A 13,816-nucleotide genomic window follows, 5' to 3' on the forward strand; every position below is an offset into this window, starting at 1 on the left:
AAAACTGGAAATCAGGACGCTGATGCAGAAGGGAAAAATTCCAGCACTTCGCGCAAGCTGGTGCCGGTGCGCGCCGGCTGCGTGCCCAACTCTTCAAACGGCAAGGCGTAACGGTTGACCCACAGCGTCTGGTAGCCGTACCAGGTGGCCGCCAGCGCATCCCAGCTGTTGCAGCTGACAAAAGCGATCTGCCGCGCCGGCAGGCCGATGGCCTTGGGCCCGAGAGCGTAGGCGTCCGGGTGGGTCTTGTATTTGCGGATGCTGTCGACGCTAAGCACGTGGTCGAGCAGGCCTTCCAATCCGGCAGACTTGACGGCTACCTCCAGCATGCCCGGGTCGCCATTGGACAAAATACCGGTGACAATGCCGCGCTCCTTCAGCACCTGCAACACCTCGTGAGTCTCCGGAAAGGCCGACAGGTGACGGTACTGGTTCATCAGCCGCAGTTCGTATTCCGGGGTCAGGTGCAACGCAAGCCGTTTGCATGCGTAGCGCAGTCCGGCGCGCGTCAGCTCCCAAAAGGGCTGGTAGTAGGCGCCCTCGTTGCTGGTGGTGACCAGTCGGGTGTATTCAATCTGTTTGTCACGCCAGAGCAGGCCTAACGCCTGGCCCTGGCCGGGAAACAGCTGTTCCGCGAGCAGACCGACGCTGTACACATCAAACAGCGTGCCATAAGCATCAAAGAGAACAGCCCGCGGCACCATGTGCCCGGTTTTAGGTTTTTCCATAACCCCAACTGTATTTGATACTTCAATGCAGATTAATAAATCAAAAGTCTACTTATCAGTGACATTAATGCATGTAATAGCGGGGAATATCAGCATCCCCTCACGGAAAATGGCGGACTACCTTGCCCAGCGCAGTACCAGGGGATCGAGCCGTCTGGCGGTAGCCAGCAGGCCCGCACGTGTCTCCGGGTGCATGGCCGGAAAGGGATGGCGCGGTGCTTCGCAGGCGATCACGCCGCCTTCTTTCATGAGGGTTTTGGCGGCCAGCAGCCCTGCCTGGCGGTTTTCGTAATTGATCAGTGGCAGCCACTGCTGGTAGAGGGCGTAGGCCTTGTCATGGTCGCCGGTGCGGTGCGCCTCGATGATGGGGCGAATGCCATCCGGATAAGCGCCGCCGGTCATGGAGCCGGTGGCGCCGGCGTCCAGGTCGGGCAGCAGCGTGATGGCCTCTTCGCCGTCCCAAGGTCCTTCCACGGCGTCGCCGCCTAAACGGATCAGCTCGCGCAGCTTGGACGCTGCGCCAGCTGTTTCGATCTTGAAATAGGCAATGTGTTCGATTTCGCGTGCCATGCGTGCCAGGAAAGCGGCCGAAAGCACCGTGCCGCTGGCGGGGGCGTCCTGGATCATGATGGGAATGTTCACGGCATCCGACAGGCGCGCATAAAACTCGTAAATCTGCTGCTCGCCCACGCGAAAGGTCGCACCGTGATACGGCGGCATGACCATCAGCATGGCGGCGCCCATGTCCTGCGCGCGGCGGCTACGCTCGGCACAGATCTTCGTGCCGAAGTGGGTGGTGGTCACGATGATGGGCACGCGGCCGGCCACGTGTTCGAGGATGGTGCGGGTCAGGATTTCACGCTCTTCGTCCGAAAGTACGAACTGCTCGGAGAAGTTGGCCAGGATGCAGATGCCGTCGGATCCGGCATCGATCATGAAGTCGATGCAGCGTTTCTGGCTTTCAAGGTCAAGCTCGCCAGTTTCGGTGAATGTGGTGGGGGCGACGGGGAAGATGCCGCGGTAGCGCGGCTGGCGAGGCGTGGTCATTGGGTCTGGATCAGGTTGAAGAGAATGCAGTGTTCGCTGATTGAGTGATTCACCGGTTTAGTGGGAATGGCGGGGGACTTCGGAGCCGCGGCAGCCGACCAGGAAATCGAAATCGCAACCTTCGTCGGCTTGCAGCACGTGGTCGACATACAGGCGCTGGTAGCCGCCACGCATGCCAGCCGGAGCCTTCTCCAGGGCCGCGAGGCGTTCTGCCAGTTCGGCATCGCTGATGTCCAGGTGCAGGCGGCCTGCATCGCAGTCAAGCTCGATCCAGTCGCCGTCGCGCACAGCGGCCAACGGTCCCCCGGCTGCGGCTTCGGGGGCCACATGCAGCACCACAGTACCGTAAGCAGTGCCGCTCATGCGCGCGTCCGAGATGCGCACCATGTCCTTGACACCCTGGCGCAGCAGCTTGGGCGGCAGGCCCATGTTGCCGACCTCGGCCATGCCGGGATAGCCCTTGGGGCCGCAATTTTTCATCACCATGACGCAGCTGGCGTCAATGTCGAGGTTCTCGTTGACGATGCGCTCTTTGTAGTGTTCCAGGTTCTCGAACACAACTGCGCGGCCACGGTGCTTGAGCAGTTCGGGCGAAGCAGCGGAAGGCTTGAGCACCGCACCGCGCGGCGCCAGGTTACCGCGCAGAATGCAGATGCCGCCGTCGGCGATCAGCGGGTTGTCGAGCGGGCGGATCACTTCGTCGTTGTATTGCGGGGCCTCACGAACGTTATCCCAGATCGACTGGCCATTGACGGTGAGCGCACTGGGGTGAGGCAGCAAACCGTTTTCACCCAGGCGGCGCAACACGGCGGGCAGGCCGCCGGCGTAGTAGAACTCCTCCATCAGGAAGCGGCCGGAGGGCTGCAGGTCGACCAGGGTAGGAGTGCCACGGCCGATCCGCGTCCAGTCCTCCAGGTCCAGTTGCACGCCCATGCGGCCTGCAATGGCCTTGAGGTGAATCACTGCGTTGGTGGAGCCGCCAATGGCGGCGTTGACGCGAATCGCATTTTCGAAGGCTTCGCGCGTGAGGATTTTCGACAGCGTCAGGCCCTCGCGGGCCATCTCGACGGCGCGCATGCCTGACATTTGCGCCAGCACATAGCGGCGCGCATCCACTGCGGGAATCGCTGCGTTGTGCGGCAGCGACGTGCCCAGCGCTTCGGCCATGCAGGCCATGGTGGAGGCTGTGCCCATGGTGTTGCAGGTGCCGGCTGAACGTGACATGCCGCCTTCTGCCGCGAGAAACTGGTGCAGCTGAATCTCGCCCGCTTTCAGAGACTCATGCAGCTGCCACACTGCGGTGCCCGAGCCGATGTTCTTGCCTTCAAGCTTGCCGTTGAGCATGGGCCCGCCTGTCACCACGATGGCCGGTATGTCGCAGCTCGCGGCACCCATCAGCAGCGCGGGCGTGGTCTTGTCGCAGCCGGTGAGCAGCACCACGGCATCAATGGGGTTGCCGCGAATTGCTTCTTCCACGTCCATGCTGGCGAGGTTGCGCGTGAGCATGGCCGTGGGCCGCAGATTCGACTCACCGTTGGAGAACACCGGGAATTCCACCGGAAAACCACCAGCCTCGGAAATGCCGCGCTTCACATGCTCGGCAATCTTGCGGAAGTGGGCATTGCAGGGGGTCAGTTCCGACCAGGTGTTGCAGATGCCGATGATGGGGCGGCCATCGAACTCATGGTCAGGTATGCCCTGATTCTTCATCCAGCTGCGGTACATGAAACCGTTTTTGTCGGCTGAGCCGAACCATTCGGTGGAGCGCAGTTTTCGCTTGGTGTTTGTCATGAAAAGGTCTGTCAATTGATTTCGGAAGATTTGGTTCGGCGGCTGGTCAGCAGGCGTTGCAGCAGGCAGAAAACGAACAGCAGGGCTCCGACGACAATGCGGGTCCACCAGGAGCTCAAGGTGCCGTCGAAGGAAATCAGGGTCTGGATGATCCCGAGCATCAGCACACCGAACAGCGTGCCGGCCACATAACCCACGCCGCCGGTGAGCAGCGTGCCGCCAATGACCACCGCGGCTATGGCGTCGAGTTCCATCCCGACAGCGTGCAAGCCGTAGCCCGAGAGCATGTAGAAGGTGAAGACCACGCCTGCCAGCGCCGAGCAGAAACCGGAAAGTGTGTACACCCCCACCAGCGTGGCACGTACCGGCAGGCCCATCAGCAGTGCCGACTGTTCGCTGCCTCCAATCGCGTAAACAGTGCGGCCGAACGACGTGCAGTGTGCAATGAACACCGCCGCCAGCAGCACTGCAATGGATATCACCGCACCGACGGAAAGCGAGGCGCCCTCCCACAAGGAAACACGCCACTGCGAGACCTCTGAATAAAACTCGTTGGTCATGCTGATCGAGTCCACGCTGATCAGGTAACACAGGCCACGCGCGAGAAACATGCCGGCCAGCGTCACGATGAAAGGCTGCAGACGGAAACGCTCGATCAGAAAGCCCATGAAAGCGCCGAAGGCCGAACCCATGAGGAGTACCAGCGGAATCACCACGGCTGGGCTCCAGCCCCGGTGTTCCACCAGCGAAGCGGAGACCATGGTGGTCAGCGCAATCACCGAGCCGACCGACAGGTCGATACCGCCGGAAAGAATGACAAAGGTCATGCCCACCGCAACGATGATCAGGAAAGCGTTGTCGACCAGCAGGTTGAGGAAGACCTGCGCCGAGAAAAACCCGCTGTAAAGCACTGAGCCCAAGGTCGCCATGGCCATGAACAGTGAAATGGTGGCCGCCAGCGGCAGGTATTTGGGGTTGAAGCTGGATGCCGGCGAACGCGCTGGCTGTTTGGGCGCGCTCGCTGCCGCGGGGGTGGTCACGACCTCGCTCATGACAACATCTCGCGTGCTGCCGGCCGGCGTACCCAGGCGCCGACCTGGGCGCGGAATTCTGGCGACTGCAGCATCATCACGACAAACACCACCACGGCCTTGACCACCAGGTTGATCTCGGGCGGAACACCCAGGGAGTAGATGGCGTAAGTCAGGGTCTGAATGATCAGGGCGCCTATCACGCTGCCTACCAGGCTGAAGCGTCCTCCGGTGAGGGCGGTTCCGCCCAGCGTCACGGCCAGAATGGCGTCAAGCTCGAGCAGCTGGCCTGCATTGTTGCCGTCGGCGCTTTTGACGTTGGAGCTGATCAGCAAGCCTGCAATGCCGGCACACAGGCCGCAGAAAGCATAGGCAGCAATGATCAGCCGCCGGGCCTGCACGCCAGCCACGCGAGCCGCTGTCGGGTTGATGCCGACCGCCTGGACGAACAGGCCCAGGGCCGTGCGCGTCACGGCCAGGTAAAGCACACCGAACACCGTTGCCGCAATAAACAGCGAAAACGGCAGGCCCCAAAGGTAGCCGCCACCCAGGAAAAAGAAAGGTGCGTAATAGATGGTGATGATCTGTCCGTCGGTGATCAGCTGTGCGATACCGCGGCCTGCCACCATGAGGATCAGTGTGGCAATGATCGGCTGCATGCCGACCTTGGCGACCAGCAGGCCATTCCACAACCCGCACACCAGAGCGACACCCAGCGCCGCCAGAATCGCCAGCGGCATGGGGAAACGGCTCACGCTTCCCGACACTGAGCCACCTATCATCCAGGCGGCCACGGCGGCCGCAATGGCCACCACGGCGCCCACAGAAATGTCGATGCCGCGGGTGGCGATCACCATCGTCATGCCGAGCGACACCAGCACCAGCGGCGCCGCGCGGTTGAGAATGTCGATCAGGCTGCCGTAGAGGTGGCCATCGCGCCACTCGATGTGCAAAAAGCTGGCGTTGAAAACCGTGTTCACCACCAGCAATAGAACCAGCGTCAGCAGCGGCCAGGCCAGGCGGTGTCGCAGCAGCGCCGTCAGAGGGGAGTGGGAAGCTTCAGACATGTTCAGCGGCAATCAGTTCATAGACGGTGTCTTCGCTGCTGCCCGCAGGCAGTTCGCCCACTTTACGGCGGTCGCGCAGCACGACGATGCGGTGCGCCACCCGCACCACTTCGCTCATTTCGGAGGAGATGAAAATCACGGCCATGCCGGCCTGTGCCAGGCGCAGGATCTGCTCCATGATTTCCTGTTTGGCGGCCACGTCGATGCCGCGCGTCGGTTCGTCGAGGATCAGCAGGCGCGGTTCGGTCGCGAGCCATCGGGCGATCATGGCCTTTTGCTGGTTGCCACCTGACAGCAAGCCGATGGGCGTGTCCACACTCGCGGTCTTGATGCCCATCGCCTGGACAAAACGTTCAGCCAGTGCCGTCTGCTGGGCCCGCGACAGGAAGCGGCGCATGCCCATGCGGGCCTGCAGGGCCAGCGCGATGTTTTCGCGCAGCGACAGCTCAGCCACGATGCCGTCGGTCTTGCGCTCTTCAGGGCATAGCGCCAGGCCATGGCGGATCGCATCGGCGGGGCTGGAAAAAGTCACCACCTGGCCGTCGATTTTGAGCACACCGCGATCAGGTGTCTCCAGACCGAACAACAGCCGCGCCAGTTCCGTGCGCCCCGCACCCAGCAACCCCGCTATGCCTAGCACTTCGCCTGCGCGCACACGCAGGTCCAGGGGCAGCAGCTGGCCGGTCTGGCCCAGACCTTCTGCTTGCAGAAGTGCCGGCACTGCGTCATCAAACGGCGGCGGTGCCGCTGCAGCTGCGGATTGCGCAGCCAGCTCCCGGCCCAGCATGGCCGCGATCAGTGCCTGAGGTCCCAACTCGCTCGCCCGCCACTCACCGACCCAGGTGCCGTTGCGCAGGACGGTGATACGGTCGGACACCGCATACACCTGGTTGAGAAAGTGGGTCACAAAAACGATGGCGAGCCCGTCATCGCGCAGGCGGCGCAGAACCTCAAAGAGTTTTTGTACCTCGTCGTCGTCCAGGCTGGAGGTTGGCTCGTCGAGGATCAGCACCTTCGATTCAATGCTGATGGCGCGTGCTATTGCCACCAGTTGCTGCACGGCCACCGGGTAGCTGGACAGTAGCCGCGTGACGTCGATGTCCAGGCCGATGCGTCCAACCAGCTCGTGCGCGCGGCGATTCAACGCGGCCCAGTCGATGCGGTAGCCCTGGGCCATGCCGCAGCGCGGATAACGGCCTGCAAAGATGTTTTCTGCCACCGAGAGGTTGGGGCACAGATTGACTTCCTGGTAAACCGTGCTGATGCCCAGCCGCTGCGCGGCCAGGGGCGAGCTGGGCCATACTGGCTGGCCGGCCAGCTGCATATGCCCGCCGCTGGCTTCCAGCACACCGGTGAGCACCTTGATCAGCGTGGACTTGCCCGCGCCGTTCTGTCCCATCAGCGCATGGATTTCGCCGGGGTACAGGCGCAGGCGCACGTCGTGCAGTGCCGGGATGCCGGCAAACTGCTTGTGGATGCCCGTGAGCTCAAGCACGGGCTGGGGACTGGCCGCTTCGTTCATGCCTTGTTCTTGTTGTAGACGTCGACAAACACCGCGGCCAGCAGCACCACACCCTTGATGACCTGCTGGTAGTCGATGCCGACGCCGAGGATGGACATGCCGTTGTTCATCACACCCATCACAAAGGCACCGATCACTGCGCCCATGACCTTGCCCACGCCACCAGAAGCGGAGGCCCCGCCGATAAAGCAGGCAGCGATCACGTCCAGCTCAAAGCCCAGGCCCGCCTTGGGTGTGGCTGTGTTCAGGCGGGCCGCGAACACCAGGCCCGCCAGTGCCGCCAGCACGCCCATGTTGACGAAGGTGTAGAAGGACAGGCGTTCGGTCTTGATGCCCGAGAGCTTGGCGGCTTTTTCGTTGCCGCCGAGGGCGTACACCCGGCGGCCGATAGTGGTGCGGCTGGTGATGAAGTCGAACAGGAAAATCAGCAGCGCCATCACGATCAGCACATTGGGCAGGCCCTTGTACGAAGCCAGCAGGTAACTGAAGTAAACCAGCAGTGCGGCAAACACGGCCGTTTTCGTGAAGAAGATGACCGCCGGTTCAGCCTGAATGCCGTGCTTGAGCTGGTTCGCCCGCGTGCGCAGGCCAGCCACTGCCAGCAGGCCCGCTACGGCAACGCCCAGCAGCAGCGAGGTCATGCGCAGCCCTTCGGCATTCAGCAGGTCGGGCATGAAGCCCGAGCTGAGCATCTGGAAGGAATCGGGGAAGGGCCCCACTGACTGCCCTTGCAGCAATGCCAGCGCCAACCCTTTGAACACCAGCATGCCGGCGAGGGTGACAATGAAGGAAGGAATGCGGAAGAAGGCAATAAACCAGCCTTGGGTTGCGCCTATCAGTGCGCCGCAAGCCAGGCACAGCAGCGAGGCCGGCACAAAATGCCACTCGTACTGCACCATCAGCACGGCCGCCAGGGCGCCTATGAAACCGCACACCGATCCCACCGACAGATCAATATGCCCGGCCACGATGACCAGCAGCATGCCCAGCGCCATGATGACAATGTAGCTGTTCTGCAGCACCAGATTGGTAAGGTTGAGGGGCTGCATCAGCGTGCCCTCGGTCATGTACTGGAAAAAGGCCATGATGGCCACCAGCGTGATCAGCATGCCGTACTCGCGGAAGTTGTGCTTCAGGTAGTCGAGTGGCGATTTGCCGTGAGCAGCCGTCGCGTCGGCAGGGGCAGATGCGGTAGCGTTCGGGGTGGGTGTCATCTGGCTCATGTCAGTCATTCTTTGTGTGGCGCGCACCTGCAGCCGTTGAGGCTGGCGTGACCCAGGCCAGGGCCACCGTGGAACTGGCTTTGCCAGGCCACGGGTGACATCCCCCTCCCGCAGGAGAGGGGGAAGGCGCGAAGCGACGCAGGGGGTGTTTCATTTTCAGCTCGCTTTCACAATCGCTCGCATGATCTTTTCCTGGGAGGCCTCTGCAGTCGGCATTTCGGCAATGAACTGGCCTTCGTTCATCACGTAGATGCGATCCGACATGCCCAGCAACTCGGGCATTTCCGAGGAAATGAAGATCACGCATTTCCCCTCGGCCGCAAGCTGCGCGATGAGGGCGTAGATCTCGTACTTGGCGCCCACGTCGATGCCGCGTGTGGGCTCATCCAGGATAAGGACTTCGGGGTTGGTGAAAAGCCATTTGCTGAGCACCACTTTTTGCTGGTTGCCGCCCGAGAGGTTGACGGTTTTCTGGCCGACGCCTGAACAGCGGATGCGAAGTTTTTCCCGGTAACGCTGCGCGACCTGGTATTCGCGGCCGCTGTTGATCACGGTAGCGGTTGAAACTCCGTCTAGATTGGCCAGCGACACATTGAACTGGATGTCTTCCCCGAGCACCAGGCCATTGCCCTTGCGGTCTTCGGTGACGTAAGCCAGACCGTGGCGAACGGCTTTTTCCACCGTGCTCACGTCAATGGTTTTTCCGTGAAGCAACACCTGGCCACTGATGCGGTGGCCCCATGAACGGCCAAAAATACTCATTGCCAGTTCGGTGCGCCCGGCGCCCATCAGCCCGGCGATGCCGACGATCTCGCCGCGGCGCACCTGGAGATTGACGTTCTTGATGAACTGCCTGTCGGTATGCAGCGGATGGTGGACGTTCCAGTTGCGCACTTCAAACACGGTCTCGCCAATTTGCGGCTCGCGTGGTGGGTAGCGGTCGGCCATTTCCCGGCCCACCATGCCGCGAATCACGCGGTCCTCGCTGACGGTGTCGGCGCGGCAGTCCAGCGTTTCCACCGTGCTGCCATCACGCAGGATGGTGATGGCGTCCGCCACGCGTGAAATTTCGTTGAGCTTGTGTGAAATCAGGATGCAGGTGATGCCCTGGCCCTTGAGCTCGAGCAACAGGTCCAGCAGTGCCTGGCTGTCGTTTTCGTTGAGGCTGGCCGTGGGCTCGTCAAGGATGAGCAGTTTGACCTGACGGGACAGGGCCTTGGCGATTTCCACCAGCTGCTGCTTGCCCACGCCGATGTCGGTGATCAGCGTGGCGGGCGACTCCTTGAGCCCCACTTTTTTCAGCAAGGCCTGCGTCTTGCTATGCGCGGCCATCCAGTCGATCACGCCGTGTTTTGCGGTTTCCTTGCCCAGAAAGATGTTTTCCGCAATCGACAGCAGGGGAACCAGTGCCAGCTCCTGGTGAATGATGATGACGCCCAGCTGTTCGCTGTCATGAATGCCCAGGAAGCGGCGCTCCTGCCCGTCGTAGACGATCTCGCCGCTGTAGGAGCCGTGCGGGTAGACCCCCGAAAGCACTTTCATCAAGGTCGATTTGCCGGCGCCGTTTTCGCCGACCAAGGCGTGGATTTCACCCGCGCGCACGCGCAGGTTGACTTTGTCCAGCGCGACCACCCCGGGGAAGGTTTTGCGGATGTCGCGCATCTCGAGAATCGTTTCCAATGCCTGTCCTTTGGTGCAAAAGTGATTCGCACCATTGAGCGCAGGCAGTCCCGTGCCTTGTGGCGCGGGACCGTCTGCTTCAACGGCTTACTTGATCTGCGACTCTTTGTAGTAACCGCTGCCTATCAGCACCTTGTTCCAGTTGGATGCATCCACTGCCACCGGCTTGAGCAGGTAGGAGGGAACCACCTTCACGCCGTTGTTGTAGGTTTTGGTGTCATTGATCTCGGGCTGCTTGCCGGAAAGCGTGGCATCCACCATGTTGGCCGTTACCTTGGCCAGCTCGCGTGTGTCCTTGAAGACTGTGGAGTACTGCTCGCCCTTCAGGATGGATTTGACCGAGGGGATCTCCGCGTCCTGGCCGCTGACCACCGGGCACGGTTGCTGCGCGGTGCAGTAACCCACACCCTTGAGGGAGGACAAAATGCCGATGGACAAGCCGTCATACGGCGACAGCACCGCGTGGACCTTCTCCTTGCCGTAGTAGGCGGAGAGCAGGTTATCCATGCGCGCCTGCGCCACCGAGCCGTCCCAGCGCAGGGTGCCGACCTTGTTCATGCCCATCTGTTTGCTGCGCACCACCAGCTTTCCGCTGTCGATGTAGGGCTTGAGCACACTCATGGCGCCGTCGTAGAAGAAGAAAGCGTTGTTGTCGTCGGGCGACCCACCGAAGAGCTCGATATTGAAGGGCCCCTTGCCCTGCTTCAACCCCAGCTTGTCAACAATCGACGTGGCCTGCAGCACGCCGACCTGGAAGTTGTCGAAAGTGGCGTAGTAGTCCACATTTTTTGAACCCTTGATCAGCCGGTCGTAAGCGATGACCTTGACGCCCTTGTCGGCTGCGTTCTGCAGCGCCTTGGACAGTGTGGTGCCGTCGATGGAGGCGATCACCAGCACTTTCACGCCCTTGGTGAGCATGTTCTCTATCTGTGCCAACTGGTTCGGGATGTCGTCGTCGGCGTACTGCAGGTCCGTCTTGTACCCGCGCTCCTTGAGCACCTTGACCATGTTGTCGCCGTCGGCGATCCAGCGGGCCGAAGACTTGGTCGGCATCGAAATGCCGATGCTGCCCTTGTCTTGCGCCCAGGCCGATGGCGCGATGCCAACGGTGCCCAGAACGAGGCCAGCCAGCGCGGCCTGAAGAAATGTACGCTTCATGAAGTTCTCTCCTTGGAATGTGGGGGTGCGCCCCAGTATCAGACGCACCGTCGCGAATGCAGATCAGTACTTACGCTTGGGGAATTCCTTGGCGGCAACTTCCATCGGGAAAATACCTTCTTCGGTAACGATACGTTTCTGAACCGGCTTGCCGGCCTTGATGTCTTTCACGGCCGACATTAGCTGTGGGCCCAGCAGCGGGCTGCATTCCACGGAGACATTGAGCTTGCCGGCGATCATGGCTTCGAAGGCGCCCTTGACGGCGTCGATCGAGATGATGGTGATGTCCTTGGCCGGCTTCATGCCCGCTTCCTCGATGGCCTGAATTGCGCCGATGGCCATGTCGTCGTTGTGCGCGTAGAGCACGTTGATCTTCTTGCCCTCGGCCTTGAGGAAGGCTTCCATGACTTCCTTGCCTTTGGCGCGAGTGAAGTCGCCGGTCTGCGAACGGATGATCTTGTACTTCGGGTCGGCCTTGATGATTTCCTCAAAGCCCTTCTTGCGATCGATGGCGGGTGCCGAGCCCACGGTACCCTGCAATTCGACGATGTTCACTTCGCCTTTCTGGTCCTTCATCTTCTCGACCAACCAGCGGCCTGCCTTGCGGCCTTCTTCCACGAAGTCCGAGCCCATGAAGGAGACGTACAGCGAGGTGTCCTTGGTGTTCACTGCGCGGTCGGTCAGGACAACGGGAATCTTGGCGGCCTTGGCTTCACGCAGCACGGTTTCCCAACCCGACTCGACGACCGGCGAGAACGCAATCACGTCCACCTTTTGCGCGATGAAGGAGCGGATCGCCTTGATCTGGTTTTCCTGCTTCTGCTGTGCATCGGAGAACTTGAGTTCGATGCCGGCCTCCTTGGCTGCCGACTTGATCGACTCGGTGTTGGCGGTACGCCATTCGCTCTCGGCACCGACCTGACTGAAGCCAAGAACGATGGGCTTCTGTGCCAGGACCGAGGCCGGCAGCAGGCCGGCAAGGGGAGCACAGGCAAGTGCGGCAGCGAGGGTGCGACGATTCAGCTTCATATTGTCTCCTTGGTTGAAATAAAAACTAACAGTTCTCTGGTGATCTTCAGTGACTCAGGCTAGCACGTAGCCTGTCTTTACAGTGGTATAAAACTCCGCGGCGTAACGACCCTGCTCGCGTGGACCGTAGCTCGATCCCTTGCGCCCGCCAAACGGCACATGAAAATCGACGCCTGCGGTGGGCAGGTTGACCATGGTCATGCCCACCTCGGCGTGGCGTTTGAAATGCGTGGCGTGTTTGAGAGAAGTGGTGCAAATGCCGGCACACAGACCGAAAGGCGTGTCGTTGGCCAGGGCCAACGCATGGTCGTAGTCATCGGCGCGCAACACGCAGGCGACGGGCCCGAAAATTTCTTCGCGTGCGACGCGATGCTCCGGTCGGGCCAGGAACAGCGCCGGGCTCATGTAATGCCCAGGTGTCGGGCGTTCCAGCAGCTCCCCGCCCCAGACGTGCTCGGCGCCTTCGTTGCGCGCAATCTCCAGGTAGGACTGATTCTGTTCAAGCTGGTTGCGGTCCACCACCGGCCCGATGTCGATGCCCCGTTCCAGCGCGTGACCAACCTTGAGCCCAGCCAGGCGGTTGCGCAACCGGGCCACGAAAGCGTCATGCACTGACGCCTCAACAATCAGGCGGCTTGATGCCGTGCAACGCTGGCCGGTCGAGAAGTAGGAGCCTTGCACCGCACATTCGATCGCCTGGTCGAGATCTGCGTCAGCCAGGATCACCAGTGGATTTTTGCCGCCCATTTCCAGCTGCACCTTGGCGCGGCGCGCGGCGGTGGACTGAAGGATGCGCTCACCGGTCGCCACCGAGCCGGTGAAGCTCAAGGCATTCACCAGGGGATGGTCCACCAGCGTCTGCCCGACTTCGCGGCCACTGCCCATGACCAGGTTGAAGACGCCAGCCGGGAGCCCGCAACGGCTAATGATTTCTGCCAGCGCCCAACCGCAGGTAGGGACCAGCTCGGCAGGCTTGAAGACCACCGTATTGCCGTAGGCCAGGGCGGGAGCGATTTTCCAGGCCGGTATGGCAAATGGGAAATTCCACGGCGCAATGATTCCCACCACACCGACGGGTTCCCGGGTGATGTCGACCTGGATGCCCGGCCGAACCGAGGCCATGGTCTCTCCGGGAATACGCAGTGCTTCACCTGCGAAGAATTTGAATATCTGTGCGGCGCGCGCCACCTCGCCAATGCCTTCCGGCAGCGTTTTCCCCTCTTCCCGCGCCAGCAGCATGCCCAGCTCGTCTTTGCGCGCCAGGATTTCACTGCCTATCTGATCGAGTACGTCTGCGCGGCGCTGCGGCGTGCTGTGACTCCAGTGCGGCAGGGCCTCGGAAGCGGCCCGAATCGCCAGTTCGGTCTGGTTGCGGTCGGCTCGTGCGTACTCGGCCACCACTTCCCGGGTATCCGAAGGGTTCTCGCTGATCCCGGTGGTGGTACCGGTTTCCCAGCGGCCATTGATGTAGTGCCGCGCATTTTGCTGCATCTCGCCAAACTTCATGAAAGCCTCTTTTTCATATCGGCCTGCAGTCTAG

Annotated in this window: 11 protein-coding genes; all 11 read right to left on the bottom strand. The window is 61.5% G+C overall.

What is annotated here, in order from left to right; all coding sequences use genetic code 11:
* Window positions 1–11 precede the first annotated feature (11 nt).
* The gene (locus tag B0B52_RS02715) at window positions 12–728 is read right to left on the bottom strand and encodes a haloacid dehalogenase type II (protein ID WP_139351787.1); all 717 of its coding nucleotides are present in this window, start codon (window positions 726–728) and stop codon (window positions 12–14) included.
* Window positions 729–845: 117 nt separating this feature from the next.
* Entirely contained in the window at window positions 846–1,775 is a 930-nt protein-coding gene (locus B0B52_RS02720; RefSeq protein ID WP_077592066.1) for a dihydrodipicolinate synthase family protein, read from the bottom strand.
* A 57-nt stretch (window positions 1,776–1,832) separates the two neighbouring features.
* Complete coding sequence (locus B0B52_RS02725; RefSeq protein WP_077592067.1) at window positions 1,833–3,566, bottom strand: IlvD/Edd family dehydratase; 1,734 nt, start codon at window positions 3,564–3,566, stop codon at window positions 1,833–1,835.
* An 11-nt stretch (window positions 3,567–3,577) separates the two neighbouring features.
* Window positions 3,578–4,618, bottom strand: a complete 1,041-nt coding sequence (gene yjfF / locus B0B52_RS02730) for a galactofuranose ABC transporter, permease protein YjfF (RefSeq protein WP_077592068.1) — start codon at window positions 4,616–4,618, stop codon at window positions 3,578–3,580.
* Window positions 4,615–5,664, bottom strand: coding sequence for an ABC transporter permease (locus tag B0B52_RS02735; RefSeq protein ID WP_077592069.1), 1,050 nt, complete (start codon window positions 5,662–5,664; stop codon window positions 4,615–4,617). Before B0B52_RS02735 ends, yjfF begins: the two co-directional genes overlap by 4 nt.
* The gene (locus B0B52_RS02740; RefSeq protein ID WP_077592070.1) at window positions 5,657–7,186 is read right to left on the bottom strand and encodes a sugar ABC transporter ATP-binding protein; all 1,530 of its coding nucleotides are present in this window, start codon (window positions 7,184–7,186) and stop codon (window positions 5,657–5,659) included. The genes B0B52_RS02735 and B0B52_RS02740 overlap by 8 nt, the downstream gene beginning before the upstream one ends.
* Complete coding sequence (mmsB, locus tag B0B52_RS02745; RefSeq protein WP_077592155.1) at window positions 7,183–8,409, bottom strand: multiple monosaccharide ABC transporter permease; 1,227 nt, start codon at window positions 8,407–8,409, stop codon at window positions 7,183–7,185. The genes B0B52_RS02740 and mmsB overlap by 4 nt, the downstream gene beginning before the upstream one ends.
* 156 nt (window positions 8,410–8,565) lie before the next feature.
* Window positions 8,566–10,071: a multiple monosaccharide ABC transporter ATP-binding protein gene (gene mmsA / locus B0B52_RS02750; protein WP_077592071.1), complete on the bottom strand. Its 1,506-nt coding sequence runs from the start codon at window positions 10,069–10,071 to the stop codon at window positions 8,566–8,568.
* Window positions 10,072–10,176: 105 nt separating this feature from the next.
* Window positions 10,177–11,247, bottom strand: coding sequence for a multiple monosaccharide ABC transporter substrate-binding protein (chvE, locus tag B0B52_RS02755; protein WP_077592072.1), 1,071 nt, complete (start codon window positions 11,245–11,247; stop codon window positions 10,177–10,179).
* 63 nt (window positions 11,248–11,310) lie between these two features.
* Window positions 11,311–12,276, bottom strand: a complete 966-nt coding sequence (locus B0B52_RS02760; RefSeq protein WP_077592073.1) for an ABC transporter substrate-binding protein — start codon at window positions 12,274–12,276, stop codon at window positions 11,311–11,313.
* Window positions 12,277–12,330: 54 nt separating this feature from the next.
* Window positions 12,331–13,782: an aldehyde dehydrogenase family protein gene (locus B0B52_RS02765; protein ID WP_077592074.1), complete on the bottom strand. Its 1,452-nt coding sequence runs from the start codon at window positions 13,780–13,782 to the stop codon at window positions 12,331–12,333.
* Between the last annotated feature and the right edge of the window lie 34 nt (window positions 13,783–13,816).

Source organism: Polaromonas sp. A23, assembly GCF_002001015.1.
In the GTDB taxonomy this organism is placed as follows: domain Bacteria; phylum Pseudomonadota; class Gammaproteobacteria; order Burkholderiales; family Burkholderiaceae_C; genus Polaromonas.